The sequence below is a fragment of the Modestobacter caceresii genome (assembly GCF_000761485.1).
Taxonomy (GTDB): domain Bacteria; phylum Actinomycetota; class Actinomycetes; order Mycobacteriales; family Geodermatophilaceae; genus Modestobacter; species Modestobacter caceresii.
Genome location: NZ_JPMX01000046.1, coordinates 1 through 22,164 on the forward strand (window position 1 = coordinate 1; position 22,164 = coordinate 22,164).

The window sequence follows — 22,164 nt, forward strand, 5'->3', positions numbered from 1 at the left end:
GGCGCCGCGGACGCCCGCCGGCTCGGCTCACCCAGCGACGTGGCGGCGGTCCACCAGCCGAGGACGACGGTCACCGCCACCAGCGCCGGCAGCTCGGCCAGCCCCTCGGTGCGCGCGGCCAGCACCGGCAGCGCCGCCCCGACCGCCAGCTGCCCCCAGCGCCACGGGGACCGGGCCAGCACCGCCAGGTCGCCGGCGACGACCGCCTGCCAGGGACGCCGCACCCAGCGCCAGGCCAGCGGGCGCCGTGGCCGACGCACCGTCGTCCCCAGCGCCCGGCCGAGCTCCCGGGTGTCCAGCGAGAAGACCGACGCAGTGGCGTACTGCGCGGTCTCCCCCGACGCACGCAGCGCACCGGCGGGCAGGTCGGCCAGCCGGCGGTCGGCCAGGACCAGGCAGAGGACGGCGACCCCCAGCAGCGCGCCGAGCAGCCCCAGCGCGACCGGCGCCGGCAGCGACCAGGACCGACCCGCGACGTCCGGCAGGGCCACCCCCAGCCCGGCTACCACGCACCCGGCGACGGCGGGGCCGACCAGGGTCAGCGCGGTCACCGCCCCGGCGACCGCGGGCGCCCAGCGGCCGCCGCCACCGGCCTGCCGGACGACGAGCACCGCGACCGCGGTCGCCGCCAGCAGCGCACCGGCCGCCAGCCCGGCGAGGACGCCGGCCGGTGTCCGGTTCCAGGCCAGCACCACCGGGACGCCGACGGCCAGCGCCGCCGCCACCGCCAGGCCGACCGCCCGGCGCAGCTCGCCGCGGAGCAGTCCGCGGCGCCCCGCGGGCAGGGGCAGCCACCACACCACGGCCGCCGGCGTGGCGCTGACCGGCCCCAGCCGGGCGAACAGCGCGGTCAGCCCGGCGGCCAGGGAGAGCGCGACGGCCGCCGCGGTCAGCCCGCCGGGGAGCACCGCCGCATCGACGGCCGGGCGGGCGGCGATCTGCTCGCGGAGGCTGGAGACCGTGCCCCCGCAGAGCGCCACGAAGACCCCGGCGGAGGTGAGGCCGGAGAGCGTGTCCCCGACCCGGGTCAGCCAGCTGGTGTCGGCCCGGGCGGCCGTCGCCCGGCGGGTGTACCGCCGGACGGCGGTGCCGCTCCACTCCTCCGCCGGCCGCGCCTGCGGCGGAGCCACCGTGGTCGTGGCTCAGCCCTCCTGCAACGCCGCGACGGCGTCCTCGGGCGCGACCACCGGGCACTCGTCCTCGCCGATCACCAGGACCCGGTCGGCGAGGGTGCCGATGAACGTCGGGTCGTGGCTGGCGAACAGCACCGCGCAGCCGGCGTCGACCAGCGCCGCGAGCCGGTCGGCCAGCGCCCGGCGCATCGCGGTGTCCAGTCGGCGTTCCGGCTCGTCGAGCACCAGCAGGTCGGCCGGTCGCACCAGTGCCCCGGCCAGTGCCAGCCGCCGCCGCTGACCGGAGGAGAGCGCCGAGGGCAGCGCGCCGGCCCGGTCGGTCAGCCCGAAGGCGGCCAGCTCGGCGTCGACCACGTGCTCGGCGTCGACCACCCCGTGGGCGCGGGCGGTGAGCAGCAGGTTTCCGCGCCGGTCAGCGACGGGAAGAACGCGTCGTCGTCCAGCACCCCGGCGACCGCCCGGCGGAAACCGGCGTCCCGCTCGTCGACCGGGCCATCGGTGAAGCGCACCGTGCCGGCCAGCGGCGGCAGCAGCCCGACCATCGTCTGCAGCACGGTGGACTTGCCCGCGCCGTTCGGACCGACCAGGGCGACCGCCTCCCCCGGGGCGACCGACACCGTCACCGGGGCGCACACCGGCTCGTCGCCGTAGCCGACGGACAGCTCCTCGGCGACCAGCAGGCCCATCAGCCGGACTCCGCACCACCGCGCCAGGCGGCGTCGAAGAAGCCGATCTCCAGCTCCATGGCCCGGCGGTAGGCGCGCCGCACCGCGGGGGTGTCGGCCGCCGTGACGTCCAGCAGCCGCTCCAGCGTGGCCGCCAGCTCCTCGAAGGCCGGGTCGGCGTAGGTGGTGACCCACTCGGTGTACGGGGTGGCGGGCCGGCCGGCCAGCGACTGCCCGAGGTGGGCGTACAGCCGCATGCACGGCGTCATCGCTGCACAGGTCAGCCCTCCCCCGCCCAGGGCCGCCGTGGCGAGCAGGAACTCGGTGTAGGCCAGCGTGGCCGGCAGCGGCTCCACCCCGGTCAGGTCGATGCCCCAGCGCGCCGCGTAGCCCTGGTGCAGCCGCAGCTCCTCGCGGACGCCGGCGAGCAGGTCGGCGAAGACGTCCAGGCCGGCCCGGTCGGGGCTGTACGCGGCGCCGAGCGCGTAGGCGCGGGCGAAGGACTCGAGGAAGAACGCGTCCTGGGCGACGTAGCCGGCGAACCGCACTCTCGGCAGGCTCCCGTCGGCGATGCCCTGCACGAACGGGTGCGCCAGCGCGACGGCGGCGAGGTCGGCGTTCTCGGCCCAGAGCCCGGCGGCGAGGCTCATGCCGACTGCACCGCTCCGTCCCCGAGCGCCCCGTCCCCGAGTGCCATGTCCCAGAAGGCCACCTCGGCGGCGACGACGTCGAGGAAGACCGCGTCCCTGCCCCCGCCGACCGCGTCGGCCGCCGCCTCGAGGCCGGCGACGTAACCGGCGAAGCCCGGCACGGTCCAGTGCTCGACGAACTCACGGTAGGCCGGGGCCCCGGGCAGCGCGGTGGTCCAGGCGTCGAGGTACGTGCGCTCGATGGTCCACAGCGCCGTCAGCGCGACCGGCACGTCAGCGGCGTCCAGCCGCTGCAGCAGCTCGGCGTAGGCCGCGGTGGCGGGCAGCGCGGGGGCGGTGAGGTCCAGGCCGCGGGCGGCCGCCTGCTCCTCGAACCAGGCCAGCTCCTCGACCAGCGCGACCAGGCCCCCGGCCAGGACCGCCTGCGCGGGCCGCGGCGCGCGGGCCAGCAGCCGGGCCTGGAAACGCAGCAGGTCGGCGACGAAGCGCGCGTCCTGCACCAGCCAGGTGTCGAAGGCGCCGGCGGGCAGCGACCCGTCCCGCACCGCGGTCAGGAACGGGTGCGCGGTGGCCCCGCGCCAGATCTCGGGATGACGTTGCAGCAGCTCGGCGACCGGCACGGCGCGGACTCTACGAGGTGGTTATGGTGGCCCCGTCATGGCGTCGAGCCATGTGCGGGAGCTCGGAGGACCGGGCTGAGAGGGCGGCTGACGCGCCGCCGACCGCTGGAACCTGACCGGGTAATGCCGGCGTAGGGAGCCCGTGATGAGCACGTCCGGAACCGTCCACACAAGCGCGTCCCACGGGGACGCACCGCTCACCCTGACCGAGCCACCGGCCCGCACGCTGGGCTTCCGCGAGTCCGCGGGCCTGTGGGGCAACCTGGGCATCAGCCTGCTGCTGCCGGTGGCCGCCGTCTACGTCGTCCTGCCCGGGCAGCCGCTGTCGGTCACGCTCGGCGCGATCGTCGTCGGCGCGGTGATCGGCGCCTCGCTGCTGGGGCTGGCCGCCGCAGCCGGTGCCCGCGAGGGGGTGCCGGGGATGGTGCTGCTGCGCGGACTCCTCGGCCGGCGGGCCTCCTACCTGCCCACCGCGCTGAACCTGGTGCAGTGCATCGGCTGGGCCACCTTCGAGATCGTGATCATCGCCGAGGCGGCGTCCCGGGTGCTGGACGCGCCGCGCTGGCCGTTCGTGCTGCTCGCCGGGGTGCTGGCCACCGCGATGGCGCTGCGGCCCCTCGGCGTCGTCAAGGTGCTGTCCCGCTATGCGGTGTGGGCGGCGCTGGCCGCGATCGTCTACCTGTTCGTCGAGGTGCTCTCCGAGCCGCTCGCCCCGCTGGACAGCGGCGGCGCCGCCTCGTTCTGGACGGCGACCGACATCGTGATCGCCCTGCCGATCTCCTGGTTCCCGCTCGCCGCCGACTACACCCGACACGTGCGCAGCGGCCGGGTCGCCGGCACCAGTGCCGCCCTGGGCTACGGCCTGGCCACCGTCGCGATGTTCACCCTCGGTGTGCTGGCGCTGGCGGCCTACGGCAGCTCCGGGCTGGACGTCATCGACGCGCTGCTGGCCGTGCCGCTGGGGGCGTTGGCGGTGCTGGTCCTCATCACGGTCGAGCTCGACGAGGCGTTCGCGAACGTCTACTCCACGGCCGTGTCGGCGCAGAACGTGGTGGCCCGGCTGGACCGCCGGCTGCTCGCGCTGGGCGTCGGTGCCACCGCCACCCTGCTCGCGCTGAGCTTCGACATCGTCGCCTACGAGCCGTTCCTCTTCCTGATCGGCGCGGTCTTCGTGCCGCTGATCGGCGTCTTCCTGGTCGCCTACGCGCTGAGCGCCCCCGGCCGGTGGGACACCTCGGACACCGCCCCGGCCCGGCTGGTCTACCTGCTGCCGTGGCTGGCCGGGTTCGTCGCCTACCAGCTGACCCTGCCGACCTTCTTCTCCGGCGTCGGCGCCGGCTGGACCAGCTGGTGGACCGCGCGGCAGACCGACCTGGGCATCGACCCGGCCAACGGCTGGTCGGCCTCGCTGATCAGCCTGGCCGTGGCGGCGTCCCTCACAGCGGTGATCGCGCTGCTCGGCGCCCGCCGCGGGCGGCAACGGGCATGACCTCCCCGCTGGGCCGGCTGCACGTGCTCACCGACGCCGACGGCGGGCCGGCCGCGCTGGCCGCGATCGCCGCCGCGGTGGCCGCCGGTGCGCCGGTGGTGCAGGTGCGGGCGAAGGGCTGCAGCGACCGGGTGCTGTACGACTTCGCCCGGGCCGTGGTCGAGCTCTGCCGGCCCGCGGGCACGACGTGCCTGGTCAACGACCGGGTGGACGTCGCCCTCGCCGTCGGCGCCGACGGGACGCACCTGGGCGCCGGCGACCTCCCGCTCGCCGCCGCCCGGCGGGTCGCCGGGCCGGGGCACCTCCTCGGCGGCACGGCGCGCGACCCGGAGCTGGCCCGGCAGCTGGTGGCCGAGGGGGCGGACTACCTGGGCGTCGGCCCGGCCTTCGCCACCACCACCAAGACGGGGCTCCCCGACCCGATCGGGGTCGCCGGGGTCGGCGCCGTGGCCGCCGCGGTGCCGGTGCCGGTGATCGCCATCGGCGGGGTCACCGCGGCGCGGGTCGGCGAGCTGCTGACCGCCGGCGCCACCGGGGTCGCGGTGGTCGGTGCGGTCACCGCCGCCGCTGACCCGGGAGCCGCGACGGCCGAGCTGCTGCGGGCACTGGCGGACGCCCGGTGATCGACGTGGCGGTGGCCGGCGGTGGGCTGATCGGGCTGTCGGTGGCCTGGCGGGCGGCGCAGCGCGGCCTGTCGGTCGCCGTCGTCGACGACGCCCCCGGCGCCGGCGCCTCGGCTGCCGCCGCCGGGATGCTCGCGCCGGTCACCGAGGCCGCCTACGGGGAGGAGGCGCTGCTGCGGCTGTGCCTGGCCTCCCTGCAGCGCTACCCGGCGTTCGCCGCCGAGGTCGAGGCGGCCAGCGGGCTGCCGGTCGGGCTGCGCACCGTCGGCACCCTGGTGGTCGGCTTCGACGCCGACGACGTGCGGGCGCTGGACGCGCTGCACGGCTACCAGCTGGAACTGGGGCTGGCCGTCGAGCGGATGACCCCGCGGGACACCCGCCGCCGGGAGCCCGCGCTCACCCCCCGCCTGCGCGGTGGGCTGGCCGTCGAGGGCGACCACTCGGTCGACGGCCGGGCGCTGCACCGGGCGCTGACCGCAGCCGCCGAGGCCGCCGGGGTGCGTCTCGTGCCGGAGCGGGTGGCCGGTGTGCAGGTCACCGGCGGGCGGGCCACCGGGCTGCAGCTGACCGGCGGCGAGGAGCTGGTCGCCGGCACCGTCGTCCTGGCCCTCGGTGCGCACAGCAACACCCTCCCCGGGGTGCCGCCGCTGCCGATCCGGCCGGTCAAGGGGCAGATCCTGCGGATGGCCGGGGCGGCGGGGCTGCTCACCGGCACGGTGCGCGCGCTCGTCCGCAGCCGGCACGTCTACCTGGTGCCCTACGGCGAGGACGGGTTGATCGTGGGGGCCACCACCGAGGACCGTGGCTTCGACGCCACCGTCACCGCCGGCGGGGTGCACGACCTGCTGCACGACGCGATCGAGGTGGTGCCCGGGGTGACCGAGCTGGAGCTGGTCGAGACCCTCGCCCGCTGGCGGCCGGGCACCGACGACAACGCCCCGCTGCTGGGGCCCAGCACGCTGCCCGGGCTCGTGCTGGCCACCGGCCACCACCGCAACGGCGTCCTGCTCACCCCGGTGACCGGTGACCTCGTCGCCGAGCTGCTGGCCACCGGCGAGCTGCCCGAGCTCGCCGCACCGTTCACCGTCGAGAGGTTCCCCCACCGATGACCATCTCGTTGACCGTCAACGGCGACCCGGTCGAGCTGGCCGACGGCACGACCGTCGCCGCGCTCGTCGCCGACCGCACCAGCGGGCACGACCGGGTCGCGGTCGCCCGCAACGGCGACGTCGTCCCGCGCAGCAGCTGGACCACGACCGAGCTCTCCCCCGGCGACCGCCTCGAGGTGCTCGCCCCCACCGCAGGAGGCTGAAGTGAACGACGGCGAACTGACCGAGGAGCTGGTCCCCGCGCTGGAGCAGGAGGAGGCCACCGACCCCTTCAGCCTGGGCGGGGAGACGTTCACCTCCCGGCTGATCCTGGGCACCGGTGGCCTGCCCAGCCTGGAGGTGCTGGAGCGGGTGGTGCGCGCCTCGGGCACCCAGCTGGTGACCGTGGCGCTGCGCCGGGTGGAGGCGGCCGCGGGGAGCGCGATGCTCGAGGTGCTCAGCCGCTGCGGGGTGCGGCTGCTGCCCAACACGGCCGGCTGCCAGACCGCCCGGGAGGCGGTGCTGACCGCCCAGCTCTCCCGGGAGGCGTTCGAGACCGACTGGATCAAGCTGGAGGTCATCGGCGACGACCGCACGCTGCTGCCCGACGCCGTCGAGCTGATGGACGCCGCCGAGCAACTGGTCGCCGACGGCTTCACCGTGCTCGCCTACACCACCGACGACCCGATCCTCGGCCGGCGGCTGGCCGACGTCGGCTGCGCCGCCGTCATGCCGCTGGGCTCACCGATCGGCAGCGGTCTGGGCATCCGCAACCCCTACAACATCGCCCTGCTCCGGGAGGAGGTCAGCGTGCCGGTGGTGCTGGACGCCGGCATCGGCACCGCCTCGGACGCCGCGCTGGCGATGGAGCTGGGCTGCGACGCGGTGCTGCTGGCGTCGGCGGTGACCCGGGCCCGGGAGCCGGTGCAGATGGCGCTGGCCATGCGGCAGGCCGTCGAGGGCGGCCGGCTGGCCCGGGGCGCGGGCCGGATCCCGCGGCGCTGGCTCGCCGAGGCGTCGACGTCGATGCAGGGGCTGCCGGAGCTGTGAGCCTGCCGCGGCTGCTCGTGCTCACCGACCGCACGCAGTGCCGGGGCAGCCTGACCGCCACCGTGGCCGCCGCCGTCGACGCCGGGGCCCGGGCGGTGGTGCTGCGGGAGAAGGACCTGCCCCTCGCCGAGCGGTCGCGGCTCGCCGGGCAACTGCAGGCCCTGCTGGACCCGGTGGGCGGCGTCCTGGTGTGGGCGGGGGCCGCCGGCAGTGCGGGGCGCACCGCCGTCCACCTGTCGGCGGCCGACCCGCTGCCGGCGCCGCGGCCCGGCTGGCTGGGCCGCTCCTGCCACTCCGCCGCCGAACTGACCCGGGCCCGGGCCGAGGGCGTGGACCACGCCTTCCTGTCCCCGGTCTTCCTGACCACCTCCAAGCCCGGCCACGGCCCGGCCCTCGGGCTCCCGGGCCTGGCCGAGCTGGTCCCGCACGGTCCGCCCGTCTTCGCACTGGGCGGCATCGGCCCGGACGACGTCCCCGGCTGCCTCGCCGCCGGCGCCTGGGGGGTCGCGGTGATGGGCGGGGTGATGCGCGACCCGGCCTCCGTGCGGGACCATCTGGCCGCACTGGCCGGCTGAGCGGGCGACGCGCCACTCGACTGGCGCGCCCCACCCCGGAACGGTGAGGTGTACGTCACGTCGAGTTCATGATTGGACCTGCCTCTGCCGAGACAAGACAGGGGTTCGCCGTGTGACTGTTCGCGGCCAGACAGCGAGGAGACCGGGTGACGGGCGAGGGCATCAGCCTTGCGTGGCCGTCGTCCCCTCCACCACCCGCCGAGGCCGGTTGGGAGTGGGCGCTGAGCAGCGTGGCGGAGCTCCCCAAGGTGCGTGCCCAGTTGCGCCGCGGGCTGGCCGAGGAGTCCGGTGGCGACCGTGCGGCCGCCGAACTCGACGAGGCCGTCGTCCTGGCGTTCGACGAGATGGCCTCCAACGCCCTCCGGCACGGGGGTGGTGGGGTGCTCGCCCGCGTCCAGCGGACGCCGCAGGCGTGGTTGATCGAGGTGCGCGACTCCGCAGCCCAGCGCCCTCCGCAGCCGGCGGTCGGGCGTGATCCCAGCCTGGGCGGGCTGGGCCTCTACCTGATCGCCGAGATGGCCGTCGCGCACGGCTGGCACCTCACCGGGGACCAGAAGAGCGTCTGGGCGTTGCTGCCCCGCCGCTGAGCCGGCTCAGTCCGTCAGCGGCAGGCTCGCCGGCACGGTCCCCGGCCCGCCCTCGGGCCACCGCTGCACGTCCCCCCCGTGCAGCCGGACGGCGACCAGCGCGACATCGTCCTCGGACCCCTGTGGGCGCAACCGGGCGACGACCTGGTCCACCAGTTCCCCCAACGGCAGCTCCCCCAGCTCGGCGAACAAGCCGGCCAGCCGGTCGACCCCGTCGTCCAGCGGGAGGTCGCGTCCTTCGACGAGTCCATCGGTGTAGAGGAGCACCGTCGCGCCCGCGTCCAGCACCACGGCGTGTTCCCGGCGGATCGCGTCCGGGGCCACGCCGAGCATCAGGTCGGCCCGCTCGGTGGCCAGCACCTCCACCTTGCCGTCGGCGTGCCGCACCAGCAGCGGCGGGTGGCCGGCGTTGGACCAGCGCAACCGGGTCTCCCCACGCTCGAGCTCCGCGCCGGTCCACTCCAGGCGGGCCACGGCCGCGGTCGCCAGGGTGCGCAGCTGCAGGCCCTCGATGGCGCCATCCAGGTCGCGGAGCACCTCCATCGGGCCGGCTGCGCTGCGCCAGGCGATCCCGCGCAGCAGCCCGCGCAGCTGACCCATCGCCGCGGCCGCCTTCGTGTCATGACCGACGACGTCGCCGATCGCGAGGATCGTCGTCCCGTCCGGCTGCAGGAATGCGTCGTACCAGTCGCCGCCCACCTGGGCAGCCTGCACGGCCGGGAAGTACCGGACGGCGATCTCTGCGCGGTCCGGCTGTGGTGGGTCGGTGAGCAGGCTCCGCTGCAGGTCCTCGGCCATCCGGCGCTGCTGCTCGTGCAGCGCCACGCTGTCCAGCGCCAGGGCCACCCGATCCGCGAGTTGCTGGACGACCACGACGTCCTCGCCGTCCATGGGGTCTCGGTCGGCCGAGCGGTAGATGCTCATGGCCCCCACCGTCCGGCCGTGCGCGGTCAACCCCAGGGCGACCGCCGTCGCTGGGGCCAGCGCATCGAATGCGTCGCGCACGGGGCCCGGCGGCAACGTACGGCCGACGGCCTCGGGGACATCAGGGACCTCGATCACCCTGCCGCTGGCCAGCGCGGCCACGAGGGGCGCGGTCGAGGTCAGGGCGGCCAGCCGCAGCTCGGCGTAGCGCGCCGCCATCGGGCGGAGGGCAGGGTCCCGGTGCCAGCTGGCGACGTCGTGCAGCCGGCCACCCTCCTCCATCAGGCTGACGATCACCCAGTCCCCCAGGGCGGGCACGACGCCGAGGGTCAGCTCCTGCATGGCCGCCCACGCCCCCCGGCCCTCGACCAGGGCGGCCGCCACGGCGTCGGAGACCCGGGCGACGAGGGCGAGCCCCTCGGCCCGCCGCCGCGCCGCCTGCTCGGTCCGGTACCGCTCGGTGACCTCGCTGAAGTAGACCGACAGGCCCTCCGGGGTCGGCCAGGCACGCACCTCATACCAGGCGTCCAGAGGTGGCGGGTACCAGGCGTCGAAGGCCACCGGCTCGCCCGACGTCATCGCCTGCCGGTAGTGGATCTCGAACTCACTGCCCACCGACGCGGGGAACAGCTCCCACACGTTGCCGCCGAGCAGCTGTTCGCGGGTGGCACCGAGCAGCTCCTCGGCGCCACCGTTGACGTAGCTGAAGGTCCAGTTCCGGTCCACGGAGAAGAAGGCCGCCGGCATGGACTCCAGGACCCGGGCCAGCCGGGTCTCCCCGTGTCGCTGCTCGGTGGTGTCGTAGGCCGCGCCCAGCAGCCGGACGGCGAGGTCCCGCTCGTCGGGCAGCGCCCGGCCTCGAGCCTGCACCCAGCGGGTCTCTCCGGAGGGCAGCTGCACCCGGTACTCGACCTCGAACTCGGCGCAGACGTCGATGGCTGTCTGCAGCGCCTCACGGACCCGCTCGGCGTCGTCCGGGTGCACCCGGGCGTCGAAGGCCTCCATCGTTCCCGTGAAGTCGTCCCGCTCGTAGCCGAAGAGCTCCAGCAGTCGATCGTCCCAGGACAGCTTGCCGGTGGTCAGGTCCCAATCGAAGCTGCCGATGCCGGCCGCGTCGATGGCCAGACCCCAGCGCAGCCGGCTGACCTCGAACTCGGTGGTGAGCGCGGCCAGCTCGAGCTCGGACGCCGCCTGTGGGGCGAGCTGCGAGAGCAGCGCGACGTCCCCCTCGCTCCAGGACCTCGGTCCTGGGCCGAAGACGGACAGCACCCCCACCACGTGCTGCCGCGCGGGATCGAACAGCGGGACCCCGAGGTAGGACCCGACGTGGCCTTCGCGCACGGCCGGCAGGTCGGCCACCCGGGGATCGGTAGGTGCATCGGTGACGACCAGCGGGGCCCGGGCGGCGACCGTGACCCCGCCCAGCGTGTTCGTCAGCGAGTCCTCGGACCCGATCGTCCGTCGCGGTGTCCCGGAGACTCCCGCGATCGTCTGCACGTCACCGACCACCGCCACCCCGGCCGATGGTGCACGCAACAGCGTGGCGGCCAGGTCGGTCAGGCGCTGCAAGCCCGGCGAGCCGACCGCGGTGGCGGCCACCCGCCGGGCAGCCGTGAGCCGATCAGGGTCCAGCGGCGACATCGCCCAGCACCCCCGCTCCTCGTCCTGCACCGAGGCCGACCCCCCATGCTGCCTGCCGGACCGATCATGCCTGGTGGCGCCGCCCCCGGTGGCGGGGCATGCCGAGCGCCACCCTTGCCGGCGGGGGACGATGACCGGATGCAGGGAACCGCCGCCCCCCGGTCGCAGGACGGCCGGCCGAGGCCGTGGCACCCCCGTTCCTGGCGGGCCCCCCTGCAGCGCACCTGGGCCCGGCACCCGCAGCTCGGCCTGGCCCTGCGGGCAGCGATCGCCGCGACGATCGCCTGGGCACTCACCCAGTTCCTGCCGGGCCCGGCCCAGGAGTACCCCTACTACGCGCCGTTCGGGGCGGTGATCGCCACCTCCACCACCCTGGCCGGCTCGGCCCGGTCCGCCGCACAGTCGGTGGCCGCCATCGCGCTCGGCGCTGCCGTGGCCTTGGCCACCGACGCGCTGCCCGTGCCGATCGTGGCCAGGATCGGCATCGTGGTGTCCATCGGCGTCCTGCTCGCCGGCTGGCACCGGCTGGGCAGCTCCGGCAGCTGGGTGACCACCTCGGCGCTGTTCGTGCTGATCATCGGCGGCGGCGACCCGGTGGACTACGTGCTGGGCTACGCCGGACTCACCTTCTTCGGCGCGTTGATCGGGACGGCGGTCCTCGCCGTCTTCCCGCCGCTGCCGCTGGCTCCCTCGCAGACCGAGCTCGGTCGGCTCCGCGACCTGCTGGCCGCCCAGCTGGAGGACCTCGCCGACGGGCTCCAGCAGGAGCACCCGCCCACCGAGGACGAGTGGCGCGAGCGCATCCACACCATCGACCCGGTGCTGGCGCGGATGCGCGCCGCCGTGCAGCAGATCGACGAGGCCCGCCGGGGCAACCGCCGGGCCCGCCGGCACCAGCAGGACGCCGAGCGGCAGTACGCCCAGGCCCGCGCGCTGGAGCGCCTCACGCTGATGATCGAGGACCTGACCCAGCTGATCGCCGAGACCGAGACCGCCGACCTCTCCCACGTGGCGCTCGGCCCGTCGCTGCGACCGTCCGCGGCCGAGGCGCTGACCGGCCTGGCCGACGTGCTGCGCTCGGTCGACGGGGCGACGGCCGACCCGGACACCACCCGCGGTGCCTATGCCGACCTGCACGCTCTCGAGGCGGAGCTGCGGCGAGCCCGGAGGCACACCGACGACGACCTGTTCGCTGCCAGCAGCATCGCGCTGGCGATCCGGCGCTGCCTGGCCGCGGTCGTGCCCGAGGAGCTGGCCGAGGAGGAAGCCCCGGACTGACCCGACCGAGGGCTCAGCGACCCACTGCGTACCCCTGCATGCCCCGCGGGTTGGCCCCGGCCCGCAGCACGCCGGTCTCCGGGTCGACGGAGACCGCGGACAGCCGGCCCAGCGACCAGGGGTCGGAGACGGTGACCGAGTGGCCACGGCGGCGCAGCTCGGCGATCGTCTCCTCCCCGATCCGGGACTCGACCACGACCTCGTCCGGCGTCATCTCCCGCGGGAAGAACGACGACGGGAAGGCGGTGGTGTGCCAGGTCGGCGCGTCGATGGCCGCCTGGAGGTCCAGCCCGCCCAGCACGTGGGCCAGCCAGAAGCACAGCTGCCACTGCTCCTGCTGGTCCCCGCCGGGGGTGCCGAAGGCGAGGGTCGGCACGCCGCCGCGCAGCGCCAGGGACGGGGTGAGCGTGGTGCGCGGGCGCTTGCCCGGCTGCAGCGAGTTGGGGAGCCCGGGCTCCAGCCAGAACATCTGCGCCCGGGTGCCCAGCGCGAAGCCGAGCGAGGGGATGACCGGCGAGCTCTGCAGCCAGCCGCCGGAGGGGGTGGCCGAGACGAGGTTGCCCCAGCGGTCGACGACGTCGACGTGGCAGGTGTCGCCCCGGGTGGTGCCCCGCGTGTCGACGGTGGGCTCCCCGACGCCCGCGATCGGGCCGGACGAGGCACGGCCGCCGGCGGTGACGAACCCGGGGAGCCGGGGCGGGCGCCCCCCTGGCGAGCCAGGCCGCAGCTCGGTGCTGGCCCGGTCGCTGATCAGCGCCCGCCGTTGCTCGGTGTAGCTCGTGGACAGCAGGTCGTCCACCGGGACCTCGGCCGTGTCCCCGTACCAGGCCTCCCGGTCGGCCATCGCCAGCTTCACCGCCTCCACGCCGGCGTGGACCAGATCGGCATCGGCGGTGCCCGATGCGTACCCGGCCCCGGCCCCTGCTGCCGGGTGGCCGTCCAGCATCGCGAGCGCCTGGAGCAGCGCCGGGCCCTGGGACCACGGCCCGGCCTTCGCGAGCGTCCACCCCTGCCAGTCGAGGGTGACCGGCGGCTCGTACCTCGGGGCCCAGCTGGCCAGGTCCTCACCCGTCAGGAAGCCGCGGTGGGCACGACCGGAGTCGTCCATCACCGGGGAACGGGAGAACTCGTCGATCGCCTCGGCGACGAACCCCGTGTACCAAGCAGCCAGTGCCGCGTCGATCTGCGCCTCTCGGGAGGGTCCGCGCGCTGCGTCGAGCAGTCGGCGGTAGGTCGAGGCGAGGACCGGGTTGCGGAACAGGCGGCCGGCGGTGGGGGGTGCTCCGTCGGGGGCGAGCCAGGTGGCGGCCGAGGTCGGCCAGTGGGTGCGGAAGTGCTCGGAGACCGAGGCGACGGTCGCGGCGACCCGGGGGTGGACCGGGTGGCCGTGCTCGGCGTACTCGATGGCGAAGCGGAGGACGGCGCCCAGCGGCAGGGTGCCGTGGTCGCGCAGGAGGGTCAGCCAGGCGCCGAGAGCGCCGGGCACGGTGGCGGCGAGGAGACCGGTGCCCGGGACCAGGTCGAGACCGAGGTCCCCGAAGGCGTCGATCGTCGCGCCGGCGGGGGCGACCCCCTGACCGGACAGGACCACGGGGACCCCCGCGCCGGCGGCTGCCCGCGGGCTCCGGGCGAAGAGGATCGGCACCTCACCCCCCGGGCCGTTGAGGTGCGGCTCGACCACCTGCAGGGTGAGGCCCGCAGCGACCGCGGCATCGAACGCGTTCCCACCGGCCTCGAGGGTCGCCATGCCCGCGGCGCTGGCGAGCCAGTGCGTCGAGGCGACCATCCCGAAGGTGCCGGCGAGCTCCGGCCGCGTGGTGAACATGTAGCCACCCTAAAGAAGTGTGGCCGGTTCGCACTGCGAGGCGACGGCGGTGTGGCAGGGGTGCTGGGCGCCTCTCGGAGCGGCACGACCTCGTCGTCATCCGGGGCTCGATGGCGGAGGTCGATGTCGCTGTGCCGGAGGTCGATGTCGCTGTGCCGGAGGTCGATGTCGGAGTGCCGGGGCTCGGGGAGCGCCGGCAGCGTCAGCTGGTGCGTCCGGGGCGCGACCGGCCTGTCCCAGCTGAGGGAGGCGCCGTTCGCGCCACCGCCCCAGGCCGCGGCCCGCCGGCGCACGCCGCGCAGGCGGCTGACCAGCTGCCGCACCGGGGCGGTCAGCCGCGACGGGGGCGCGGCCAGCCGGGCGGGGGTGGTGAGCAGGTCGACGGAGAAGTCGGTGGCGAACTCGATCGCCGTCTCCAGCTCGTGGTCCGGGGCCGGCGGCGCGGACGGGGCAGGGGCGCGCTCTGCCACCGGGGCGGCGGCCGCCGGGCCGGGCGCCGGGCGGGAGACGGACCGGTCCGGCCCGTCGGTCAGCCGGTAGACCGGCAGCGGCGTCGCACGCCAGGCGAGGTGTGCACCGTCGCCGCCGGCGCCCCAGGTGGCGGCGAGGCGGGCCAGCTGACGCCGCCGGGAGCGGGGGAGGCGCACCGGGACGTCGTCGGCCGCGAGCGGGCTGGGGCCCATGCCGAGCACGCCGATGGCGAGGCCGATCGCCAGGCCGAACGCCAGGTCGGTGGTGTTGGGCGCCGGGGTGTCGGTGCCGAACAACCCGAGCCGGCCGGTGTCCCGGGCAGCGGGCAGCTCGGTCGACCGGACCGGTGCCATCTGGATCGCCACGTGCTGCCCTCCCGGGAAGTAGTCGCCGCGGCCGGGGAAGGGGCCGCGGGCAAGGAAGAAGTTACGGACGACGGAGCCCTGGGACCCCCGTTCGGGACACCCCCTCACGACCGCGTGACCCAACCGTTGCCCGACCCCTCCGCAGCGGTCGATGACCCCCCTCCGGACCCGGGCACTTGTCGACAGAACCGGACGAAACCGCAGGTCAGTCGGTCGATCGCCAGGCGATGACCTCGGCCGCCGATCCGGCGCACCGGCGTGTCGGGCCGGTCTGGTGGGATGGGCGGATGCGCACCCCGCTGGTGATCGACACCGACCCGGGCATCGACGACGCACTGGCCGTGCTGCTCGCCCTGGCCAGTCCCGAGGTCGACCTGCAGCTGGTGACGACGGTGCACGGCAACGTCGGCCTGGCCGAGACCACCGAGAACGCACTGCGGGTGCTGCACCTGGCAGGCCGGTCGGACGTGCCGGTGGCCGCGGGCGCCCGCACCTCGCTGGTCTTCCCCCAGCCGCGGCGGGCCGGCCACGTGCACGGGGAGGCGGGCCTCGGCGGCGTCGTCCTGCCCCCGTCCCCGGCCGCCGTCGACCCCCGGCCCGCGGTCGTGGCGCTGGCGGAGCTGCTGCTGGCCAGCGAGCAGCCGGTGACCGTGGCCGCGATCGGCCCGCTGACCAACATCGCCCTGCTGCTGGGGGTGTACCCGGAGGCGGCGGCGCGGATCGGCCGGCTGGTGGTGATGGGCGGCTCGGCGACCCGCGGCGGCAACGTGACCGCGGCCGCGGAGTTCAACGTGTGGGCCGACCCGGAGGCCGCCGCGGCGGTGTTCGGTGCGGGCCTGCCGACCGTGCTGGTCGGGCTGGACGTCACGCTGCCCACGGTGCTCACGGCAGAGGGGATCGCCCGGTTCGCCGCGGCCGGCCCGGTGGGTGACCGGGCGGCGGCGGTCCTGCAGCAGTACGTCGACCACGCCCGCAGCAGCTACGGCGTCGAGGGCGTGGTGGTGCACGACGCCCTGGCGCTGACCGAGGCGATCGTGCCGGGCACGCTGACCACCGTGCCCCGGGACGTCGTGGTGGACACCGGGCACGGCGCCGGGCGCGGGCAGACCCTGGTGGACCGCCGGACGACGTCGTCCTCGGCCACCGCGGTGGCGGTGGCCGAGGACGTCGACAGCGAGGCGGCGGTGGAGTTCCTGGTCAGCCGGTTGTGCGGGCTGGCCGAGCGGACCTGATCAGGCCGGCTCGACGAGCCCCTCGGAGACCATCCACTCCAGCGCGACGTCCCCGGGCTGCTCGCCGGCCACGTCGACCCGGGCGTTCAGCTCCTGCAGCACGTCGTTGGTCAGCAGCGGGGTGATCTGCCCGAACAGGTCGGCGAGCTCGGGTTGCTCCTCGAAGGTCTCGGTGAGCAGCACCGGCGAGATGTTGTAGTTGGGGAAGAAGGCGCGGTCGTCCTCGAGCACCGTCAGGTCCAGCGCCGTGATCCGGCCGTCGGTGGTGAAGACCTCGCCGAAGTTGCACTGACCCTGGTCGGTGGCCTCGTAGACCGCGCCGGTGTCCAGCGTGCTGACGTTGTCCCGCGGCACGCCCTGCGCATCACCGAGCTCCAGGCCGTAGGTCTCCAGCATCGGGACGAACCCGTCGTTGCGGCTGGCGAACTCGCTGTCCACGCAGAAGGTGCGCTCCTCCACGGGCAGCTCGGCGATCTCCGACAGCGTGCTGATCCCGCCGAGGTCGTCGACCGCCTCGCTGCGGACGGCGAAGGCGTAGGTGTTGTTGGCCTCCGCGGGCGGCAGCCAGGTCAGGCCGTTGGCCAGCTCGGCGTCCCGGACGGCCTCGTACTGCTCCAGCGGGTCCGCGATCGGTGCGGTCTCGCCGAGGTAGGAGAGCCACGCGGTGCCGGTGTACTCCCACTCCATGTCGATCTCGCCGTTGACCATGCCCTGGCGAGCCGGCACGGAGCCGGGGATGTTGGTCCGGTCGACGACGTCGAACCCGGCGGTCTGCAGCGCGATCACGGCGATCTTGCCGAGGATCAGCTGCTCGGTGAAGTTCTTCGACCCCACCACGATCTCCTCGCCCGCCACCCCCTCGATCGGCTGGATGTCGGCCGGCGCGGACGCCGGGGTGTACTGCGTGGCGGCCTGCAGACCGCACCCGGTGAGCAGGGTGGCTGCCGCGAGCGAGGACGCGGCGGCTGCGCGGGTCCGCATCAGAGTCCCTTCGGTCGGGCGACGTGCTCCACGACGCGACCGAACCAGTCGATGGCCAGCGCGAGCAGGGCGACGAGGACGGCACCGCTGAACAGCAGGCTGTCCAGCGAGAGGTTGATGCCGGTGGTGATCAGCTGGCCCAGCCCGCCGCCGCTGATGAAGGTCGCCAGCGTGGCGGTGCCGACGAGCAGCACCAGGGCCGTGCGGACGCCGGCCAGGATGACCGGGACGGCCAGCGGGAGCTCCACCCGCAGCAGGACGGCGAGGGCGCTCATGCCCATCCCCCGGCCGGCCTCGACCAGGCGGGCGTCGACGCCCTGCAGCCCGACCATGGTGTTCCGCAGCACCGGCAGCACCGTGTAGAGCACCAGGGCCACGACCGCGGACCGGAAGCCGAAGCCCAGCCAGGTGGCCAGCAGCACGAACAGCCCGATCGCCGGGGCGGCCTGGCCGGTGTTGGCCACGCCCAGCACCAGCGGCGTGGCCCGGCGGAACGGCCCGCGGGTGAGCAGCACGCCCAGCGGGATGCCGATCAGCAGCACGATGACGGCGGCGAACAGGGTGAGCTGCAGGTGCTCCACGATGCTGCGGCCCAGCACGCCCCAGCCGAGCTGGCGCTGCTCGGTGTCGGCGAGCTCGGCGGTCGACCGCCAGATGACGAAGGCCAGCACCCCGGCCAGCACGAGGACCGGCTGCACGAGCAGTCCTCGCCAGGCACCGCGGGCCTCGTCCGAGTCACCGCGGGCCGGGGTCTGGGTCTGGGCGAGCGCGTCGTCGATCTCGGTGTCGGGGTACGCCTCGGTGGCCGCGGGGCGGGGCGCCGTCATCCCTCCACCTCGTCGCGGGTGCGCTGGATCGCGGCCATCACCGTCTCCACCACCATGACGCCGGCGACGCCGTCCCGGCCGGTCACGACGACACCGCCCTGACTGGCGGCGAGCATCGTGTCCAGGGCGTCGTTGAGGGTGGAGCGCAGCCCGACCACCGGGAGCTTCTCGTCCACGGTGTCCGGCACGGTGGCCACCCGGGACAGCTCCGCCAGCGACGGCCAGCTGATCGGCCGGCCACGGCGGTCGGTGACCACGACGTACTTCTCCCCGGCGGCCGACGCGCGGCGGACGACCTCGGCGGCGTCCTCGCCGACCCGGGCCTGCTGGGGGTGGATCAGCTCGACGTCCCCGACCCGGGTCAGGGTCAGCTGCTTCAGGGTCGCGCCGGCGCCGACGAAGTCGGCGACGTACTCCTCCGCCGGGTCGGCGAGGATCGCCTCCGGGGTGTCGTACTGCACGACGCGGGCGCCGACGTCGAAGACGACGATCCGGTCGCCGAGCTTGACCGCCTCGTCGAAGTCGTGGGTGACGAAGACGATCGTCTTGCCCAGCTCCTCCTGGATCCGGATCAGCTCGTCCTGCAGGCGCTGGCGGGTGATCGGGTCCACCGCGCCGAACGGTTCGTCCATCAGCAGCACGGGCGGGTCGGCGGCGAGCGCCCGGGCGACCCCGACGCGCTGCTGCTGGCCACCGGAGAGCTCACGCGGGTAGCGGTCGCGGTAGACCTCGGGGTCCAGGCCGACCAGCTCGAGCAGCTCGTCGACCCGGGCGGCGATCCGCTTCCGGTCCCACTTGAGCATCCCCGGGACCAGCCCGATGTTGGTGCCCACGGTCATGTGCGGGAAGAGCCCACCGGCCTGGATGACGTACCCGATCCGGCGGCGCAGCTGGTCGGCGTCCTGCCCGGTGACGTCCTCGTCGCCCAGGAAGATCTTGCCGCTGGTGGGCTCGACCAGCCGGTTGAGCATCTTCAGCAGCGTGGTCTTCCCGCAGCCCGAGGGCCCGACGAACATGACCATCTGACCGGCCGGGATGTCCAGGTCGACCGAGTCGACGGCCGGCTTCCCCTGCCCGGAGTAGCTCTTGGTCACGCCCTCGAGCCGGATCGACACGCCGCTGACCTGGCGCTCGGTGCTGGCGGGTGCGGGTGCGGCTGCGGTGGCGCCGCCACGCTCAGCGGTGGTCTCAGACACGGATGCCCCTCGAGGTGGTCAGGCGACCGACCAGCACCAGCACCACGTCCAGGACGAGGGCGAGCAGGACGATCGCGATGGTCCCGACGAGCGTGGCGTTCAGTGCGTTCGCACCGCCCAGCCGGGAGAGTCCGGAGAAGATGAAGCTGCCCAGGCCGGGGCCGAGCACGTAGGCGGCGATCGCGGCGATGCCCATGACCATCTGGGTGGAGACCCGGATGCCGGCCAGGATCACCGGCCACGCGAGCGGCAGCTCGATCCGCAGCAGCGTGCTCATCCGGCTCATCCCGATGCCGCGGGCCGACTCCACCAGCGAGCGGTCGACGCCGGCCAGGCCGACGACGGCGTTGCGCAGGATCGGCAGCGCCGCGTAGAACGTCACCGCCAGCACGGCCGGGGTGATCCCGAACCCGAAGGGCGCCAGCAGGATGCCCAGCAGCGCGAAGGAGGGGATGGTCAGCCCGATCGCCGAGAGTCCGTTGGCCAGCCCGGTGAGCCGCGGGCTGCGGTAGGCCAGCACCGCCAGCCCGATCGCGATCACGGTGGCCAGCAGCACGCACTGCACGACCAGGCTGACGTGCTGGAAGGCCTGGAAGGCGATCAGCCCGCGCCGGTCGACGAGGTACTCCCACATCGGCCCACCCCCTCTCCGCACCCAGGCCACGCTGGGCCGGGTGGTCGTCGTCCTGATGGCGCCGCACTCGGTCTGGCGAGGACTCGGGCGGCCTGGTGGGCGTGCACCCCCGGCGCGCACGGCGCGTCTGCAGGGGTGCTCCACCGCCGGACGCGGGCCCTACCGCACCGGCGGCCTCATTTCGACCGTGTGTCACCGTGTCACACCCGTCCCACGGATGCGAGCTCGACAGGTGACGAAGTGATGACCTTCCTGACCGGGTACGGCGACTGGCGTGCCTCGATCGGGGTAGTGACCCGGCCCGGCCCGCTCCGCGGGCACGTGCCGACGGGAGACGATCGGTGGCGGACACTGCGCACGTGTCCCGGTCTGGAGGAGGACCCATCAAGACGGTCAGGTCGGCAGCCGACGAGGCGCCGTTCCAGGTGCGGCTCGCCGACGGCCCGGAACCGGGGCAGGTCATCGCCTCCGTGTCCGGCGAGCTGGACGCCGCCAGCAACCCGCTGCTGCAGCAGACCCTGCTGGCCGCGCTGCGCCAGGCGGAGCGCCTGCTCACCATCGACCTGTCCGGGGTCACCTTCTTCGGGTCCGCCGGGGTCACGGCGTTGGTGTGGGTGAGCCAGCACCCGGAGGCCGCCGGCAAGCACGTCGGGGTCATCGCGACCAGCCGCATCGTCACCGGGCCGCTGGAGCTGACCGGCCTGCTCCTGCGGCTGGACGTCCAGGGGATGCCCGGCGTCGCTGAGCTGGACGGGGACGAGGCGGACCAGGCGCGGCGCTGACCGTCCCCACCCGGCACGTGACCCCCCGTGCTGCACGCCGTTGGCGTCTCCGCCACCATGGTGGCGGCGAGACACCAGCCGGCGAGAGGACCGAAGAGTGAGTGCACTGGTCTGGCCGGCGGCCGACGTGCCCCACGAGGACGGCGACGTCTGGCGGTGGGAGCTCCCGACGGTGCACGACGCGTCCCGGGTCCGGATGGACCTGCGGGCCCGGCTCGCCCACCCGTCCCTGGCCGCCCGGTCCACCGAAGACGCGCGTGAGGGACTGCTGTTGGTGTTCGAGGAGCTCAGCTCGAACGCGCTGCGACACGGTGGCGGTGCGGTGGTGGCAGTGATCGTCGCCGTCCCGACCGGCTGGCTGATCGTGCTGACCGACGGCTCGCCCGACGCCCCGCCGCGCCCCGCGGTCGACCGCGACCCGGCGTACGGGGGGATGGGGCTGCCGATGGTGGCCCAGCTGTCGATCGACTACGGCTGGTGCAGCGACGCCCAGCGCAAGCACGTGTGGGCCCGGCTGCCCTCCGGGCTGCCCGCCGCCGCGGTCCCCCGGCCCCGCTCCTCCTCCGGCCCGGCTGGGGCCTGACGGGGGGCAGGGGTTCAGCTCCGCACCACCGTCACCTCGCTGAACCCCTCTGCGGTGCTCGGCGCGGTGAGCCGCCCGGCCGCGCTGTACAGCCCGACCAGCGGCACCCTCGCCCGCCCCTCGCGGGCCTCGTTGCGGGCCCGGCAGGTCTCCAGCGGGACGTCGAGGAACACCGCCCGGGCCGGGACGCCTGCGGCCGCCGCCAACGCGACGAGCGGCGCCCGCTCGGCCGGCGACGGCGAGGTGTTGTCGACGACGACGCTGGCGCCCTGGGCGAGCAGGGCGGCCACGGTCCGCTGCTGACGGGCCTCACGACGCCGGGCGTTCGGCCAGTGGTCCTTGCTGACCACCGCGTGCGTGCCGGCCAGGTGCTCGGTGACCCACCGGGACTTGCCCGACCCCTGCAGGCCGACCATCACCACGAGCTCCTGGCGTGCCATGGCCCACCCGGTACCCGCCCCGGCCCAGGCAGTCGCTGCGGGGTTGCGCGGCCACGGCACCGGGCATGGAGGGGCATCTGTCCCGAGACCCCAGGAGGGCCCCGTGTTCCCGGCCGAGAACATCCGTGACTGGCGCACCCTGAACGTCGTCGACCCGGACGGGAGCAAGATCGGGACGCTGGAGTCGGTGTACGTGGACACCACCACCGACCAGCCCTTCTTCGCCGCGGTCGTCACCGGCTTCATCGGCCGGCGCCAGTTGACCTTCGTGCCGCTGACCGGCGCCACCGTGGCCCCCGACCACATCCGGGTCACCGTGTCCAAGGACCTCACCAAGAACGCGCCGTCCATCGACACCGACGGCGAGCTCACCGTGGAGCAGGAGCCCGACGTCTTCGCGCACTACTCGATGCCCTACACCGGCGGCGTCCGCCGGCTGGCCCGCCGCTAGGGCGTGTCTCCTAACCGCTTGAGCCAGAGGGTGACCGCACGCAGGACTGCTGCG

The 22,164-nt window shown here is 75.0% G+C and carries 24 protein-coding genes and 1 riboswitch; of the genes, 12 read left to right on the forward strand and 12 right to left on the reverse strand.

Annotated elements, in window-relative coordinates:
* The 5 genes from IN07_RS11410 to IN07_RS11425 form a co-directional block, all read right to left on the reverse strand.
* The coding region (locus tag IN07_RS11410) for a DUF6297 family protein (protein WP_036335943.1) at window positions 1–1,130 on the reverse strand (1,130 nt) is incomplete at its 3' end.
* Between the two features lie 12 nt (window positions 1,131–1,142).
* Window positions 1,143–1,487: an ABC transporter ATP-binding protein gene (locus tag IN07_RS26325; RefSeq protein ID WP_269429958.1), complete on the reverse strand. Its 345-nt coding sequence runs from the start codon at window positions 1,485–1,487 to the stop codon at window positions 1,143–1,145.
* Window positions 1,454–1,819, reverse strand: a complete 366-nt coding sequence (locus IN07_RS26330; RefSeq protein ID WP_269429959.1) for an ABC transporter ATP-binding protein — start codon at window positions 1,817–1,819, stop codon at window positions 1,454–1,456. The genes IN07_RS26325 and IN07_RS26330 overlap by 34 nt, the downstream gene beginning before the upstream one ends.
* Window positions 1,819–2,448 (reverse strand): TenA family protein, encoded by a 630-nt coding sequence (locus IN07_RS11420; protein ID WP_036335944.1) that lies wholly within the window; start codon window positions 2,446–2,448, stop codon window positions 1,819–1,821. Before IN07_RS11420 ends, IN07_RS26330 begins: the two co-directional genes overlap by 1 nt.
* Window positions 2,445–3,068 (reverse strand): thiaminase II/PqqC family protein, encoded by a 624-nt coding sequence (locus IN07_RS11425; protein ID WP_036335945.1) that lies wholly within the window; start codon window positions 3,066–3,068, stop codon window positions 2,445–2,447. The genes IN07_RS11420 and IN07_RS11425 overlap by 4 nt, the downstream gene beginning before the upstream one ends.
* Before the next feature lie 44 nt (window positions 3,069–3,112).
* A riboswitch (TPP riboswitch) is annotated at window positions 3,113–3,223 on the forward strand.
* On the opposite strand from IN07_RS11425, the gene IN07_RS11430 reads away from it, so the two are divergent.
* From IN07_RS11430 to IN07_RS11460, 7 genes are all read left to right on the forward strand, one after another.
* The gene (locus tag IN07_RS11430) at window positions 3,214–4,557 is read left to right on the forward strand and encodes a purine-cytosine permease family protein (RefSeq protein WP_036335946.1); all 1,344 of its coding nucleotides are present in this window, start codon (window positions 3,214–3,216) and stop codon (window positions 4,555–4,557) included. (Overlaps the previous riboswitch by 10 nt.)
* On the forward strand, window positions 4,554–5,180 hold the full coding sequence (thiE, locus tag IN07_RS11435) for a thiamine phosphate synthase (RefSeq protein ID WP_036335947.1): 627 nt from the start codon (window positions 4,554–4,556) through the stop codon (window positions 5,178–5,180). Before IN07_RS11430 ends, thiE begins: the two co-directional genes overlap by 4 nt.
* Window positions 5,177–6,289 (forward strand): glycine oxidase ThiO, encoded by a 1,113-nt coding sequence (thiO, locus tag IN07_RS11440; RefSeq protein WP_036335948.1) that lies wholly within the window; start codon window positions 5,177–5,179, stop codon window positions 6,287–6,289. Before thiE ends, thiO begins: the two co-directional genes overlap by 4 nt.
* On the forward strand, window positions 6,286–6,492 hold the full coding sequence (gene thiS / locus IN07_RS11445) for a sulfur carrier protein ThiS (RefSeq protein ID WP_036335950.1): 207 nt from the start codon (window positions 6,286–6,288) through the stop codon (window positions 6,490–6,492). Before thiO ends, thiS begins: the two co-directional genes overlap by 4 nt.
* Window position 6,493: 1 nt before the next feature.
* The gene (locus IN07_RS11450; protein WP_269429960.1) at window positions 6,494–7,318 is read left to right on the forward strand and encodes a thiazole synthase; all 825 of its coding nucleotides are present in this window, start codon (window positions 6,494–6,496) and stop codon (window positions 7,316–7,318) included.
* Window positions 7,315–7,893: a thiamine phosphate synthase gene (locus IN07_RS11455; RefSeq protein WP_036335952.1), complete on the forward strand. Its 579-nt coding sequence runs from the start codon at window positions 7,315–7,317 to the stop codon at window positions 7,891–7,893. The genes IN07_RS11450 and IN07_RS11455 overlap by 4 nt, the downstream gene beginning before the upstream one ends.
* Window positions 7,894–8,039: 146 nt before the next feature.
* Window positions 8,040–8,480, forward strand: a complete 441-nt coding sequence (locus tag IN07_RS11460; RefSeq protein ID WP_036335953.1) for an ATP-binding protein — start codon at window positions 8,040–8,042, stop codon at window positions 8,478–8,480.
* Between the two features lie 6 nt (window positions 8,481–8,486).
* Here the strand turns inward: IN07_RS11460 and IN07_RS11465 are convergent, their stop codons facing one another.
* On the reverse strand, window positions 8,487–11,045 hold the full coding sequence (locus IN07_RS11465; RefSeq protein WP_052091158.1) for a SpoIIE family protein phosphatase: 2,559 nt from the start codon (window positions 11,043–11,045) through the stop codon (window positions 8,487–8,489).
* Between the two features lie 138 nt (window positions 11,046–11,183).
* On the opposite strand from IN07_RS11465, the gene IN07_RS25220 reads away from it, so the two are divergent.
* Window positions 11,184–12,323 carry an aromatic acid exporter family protein gene (locus IN07_RS25220; RefSeq protein ID WP_036335956.1) on the forward strand — a complete coding sequence of 380 codons (1,140 nt, stop codon included), beginning with the start codon at window positions 11,184–11,186 and terminating at the stop codon, window positions 12,321–12,323.
* A 13-nt stretch (window positions 12,324–12,336) separates the two neighbouring features.
* Here IN07_RS25220 and IN07_RS11475 read toward each other — a convergent pair whose 3' ends face one another.
* A complete protein-coding gene (locus IN07_RS11475; protein ID WP_036335957.1) occupies window positions 12,337–14,148 on the reverse strand; it encodes a gamma-glutamyltransferase family protein in 1,812 nt (603 codons plus the stop codon).
* Between the two features lie 1,123 nt (window positions 14,149–15,271).
* On the opposite strand from IN07_RS11475, the gene IN07_RS11485 reads away from it, so the two are divergent.
* Window positions 15,272–16,216 carry a nucleoside hydrolase gene (locus IN07_RS11485; protein WP_036335968.1) on the forward strand — a complete coding sequence of 315 codons (945 nt, stop codon included), beginning with the start codon at window positions 15,272–15,274 and terminating at the stop codon, window positions 16,214–16,216.
* On the opposite strand, the gene IN07_RS11490 is transcribed toward IN07_RS11485, so the two are convergent.
* Genes IN07_RS11490 through IN07_RS11505 form a run of 4 tightly spaced genes read right to left on the reverse strand, consistent with a single transcriptional unit; the run spans window position 16,217 to window position 19,854 of the window.
* A complete protein-coding gene (locus IN07_RS11490; RefSeq protein ID WP_036335959.1) occupies window positions 16,217–17,197 on the reverse strand; it encodes a glycine betaine ABC transporter substrate-binding protein in 981 nt (326 codons plus the stop codon). It abuts the gene before it with no gap.
* Window positions 17,197–18,024 (reverse strand): ABC transporter permease, encoded by an 828-nt coding sequence (locus IN07_RS11495; RefSeq protein WP_081975346.1) that lies wholly within the window; start codon window positions 18,022–18,024, stop codon window positions 17,197–17,199. The genes IN07_RS11490 and IN07_RS11495 overlap by 1 nt, the downstream gene beginning before the upstream one ends.
* Complete coding sequence (locus tag IN07_RS11500; protein ID WP_052091159.1) at window positions 18,021–19,220, reverse strand: ABC transporter ATP-binding protein; 1,200 nt, start codon at window positions 19,218–19,220, stop codon at window positions 18,021–18,023. The genes IN07_RS11495 and IN07_RS11500 overlap by 4 nt, the downstream gene beginning before the upstream one ends.
* A complete protein-coding gene (locus IN07_RS11505; protein ID WP_036335960.1) occupies window positions 19,213–19,854 on the reverse strand; it encodes an ABC transporter permease in 642 nt (213 codons plus the stop codon). The genes IN07_RS11500 and IN07_RS11505 overlap by 8 nt, the downstream gene beginning before the upstream one ends.
* Window positions 19,855–20,213: 359 nt before the next feature.
* Here IN07_RS11505 and IN07_RS11510 point away from each other — a divergent pair, with 359 nt between their 5' ends.
* Both IN07_RS11510 and IN07_RS11515 read left to right on the forward strand, forming a co-directional pair.
* Window positions 20,214–20,636 (forward strand): STAS domain-containing protein, encoded by a 423-nt coding sequence (locus IN07_RS11510; protein ID WP_164700568.1) that lies wholly within the window; start codon window positions 20,214–20,216, stop codon window positions 20,634–20,636.
* A gap of 97 nt (window positions 20,637–20,733) precedes the next feature.
* Window positions 20,734–21,219 (forward strand): ATP-binding protein, encoded by a 486-nt coding sequence (locus IN07_RS11515; protein ID WP_036335961.1) that lies wholly within the window; start codon window positions 20,734–20,736, stop codon window positions 21,217–21,219.
* Window positions 21,220–21,233: 14 nt separating this feature from the next.
* Here IN07_RS11515 and IN07_RS11520 read toward each other — a convergent pair whose 3' ends face one another.
* Window positions 21,234–21,659: an AAA family ATPase gene (locus tag IN07_RS11520; protein WP_036335963.1), complete on the reverse strand. Its 426-nt coding sequence runs from the start codon at window positions 21,657–21,659 to the stop codon at window positions 21,234–21,236.
* Between the two features lie 103 nt (window positions 21,660–21,762).
* Here IN07_RS11520 and IN07_RS11525 point away from each other — a divergent pair, with 103 nt between their 5' ends.
* The gene (locus tag IN07_RS11525; protein WP_036335964.1) at window positions 21,763–22,110 is read left to right on the forward strand and encodes a PRC-barrel domain-containing protein; all 348 of its coding nucleotides are present in this window, start codon (window positions 21,763–21,765) and stop codon (window positions 22,108–22,110) included.
* The last annotated feature ends 54 nt before the right edge of the window (window positions 22,111–22,164 follow it).

Coding starts and splice junctions, on each gene's coding strand:
- IN07_RS11490 (WP_036335959.1), bottom strand. CDS start 17,197: ATGCGGACCCGCGCAGCCGCCGCGTCCTCGCTCGCGGCAGCCACCCTG.
- IN07_RS11505 (WP_036335960.1), bottom strand. CDS start 19,854: ATGTGGGAGTACCTCGTCGACCGGCGCGGGCTGATCGCCTTCCAGGCC.
- IN07_RS11420 (WP_036335944.1), bottom strand. CDS start 2,448: ATGAGCCTCGCCGCCGGGCTCTGGGCCGAGAACGCCGACCTCGCCGCC.
- IN07_RS11485 (WP_036335968.1), top strand. CDS start 15,272: ATGCGCACCCCGCTGGTGATCGACACCGACCCGGGCATCGACGACGCA.
- IN07_RS11475 (WP_036335957.1), bottom strand. CDS start 14,148: ATGTTCACCACGCGGCCGGAGCTCGCCGGCACCTTCGGGATGGTCGCC.
- IN07_RS11520 (WP_036335963.1), bottom strand. CDS start 21,659: ATGGCACGCCAGGAGCTCGTGGTGATGGTCGGCCTGCAGGGGTCGGGC.
- thiE (WP_036335947.1), top strand. CDS start 4,554: ATGACCTCCCCGCTGGGCCGGCTGCACGTGCTCACCGACGCCGACGGC.
- IN07_RS11495 (WP_081975346.1), bottom strand. CDS start 18,024: ATGACGGCGCCCCGCCCCGCGGCCACCGAGGCGTACCCCGACACCGAG.
- IN07_RS11465 (WP_052091158.1), bottom strand. CDS start 11,045: ATGTCGCCGCTGGACCCTGATCGGCTCACGGCTGCCCGGCGGGTGGCC.
- IN07_RS25220 (WP_036335956.1), top strand. CDS start 11,184: ATGCAGGGAACCGCCGCCCCCCGGTCGCAGGACGGCCGGCCGAGGCCG.
- thiS (WP_036335950.1), top strand. CDS start 6,286: ATGACCATCTCGTTGACCGTCAACGGCGACCCGGTCGAGCTGGCCGAC.
- IN07_RS11430 (WP_036335946.1), top strand. CDS start 3,214: ATGAGCACGTCCGGAACCGTCCACACAAGCGCGTCCCACGGGGACGCA.
- IN07_RS26330 (WP_269429959.1), bottom strand. CDS start 1,819: ATGGGCCTGCTGGTCGCCGAGGAGCTGTCCGTCGGCTACGGCGACGAG.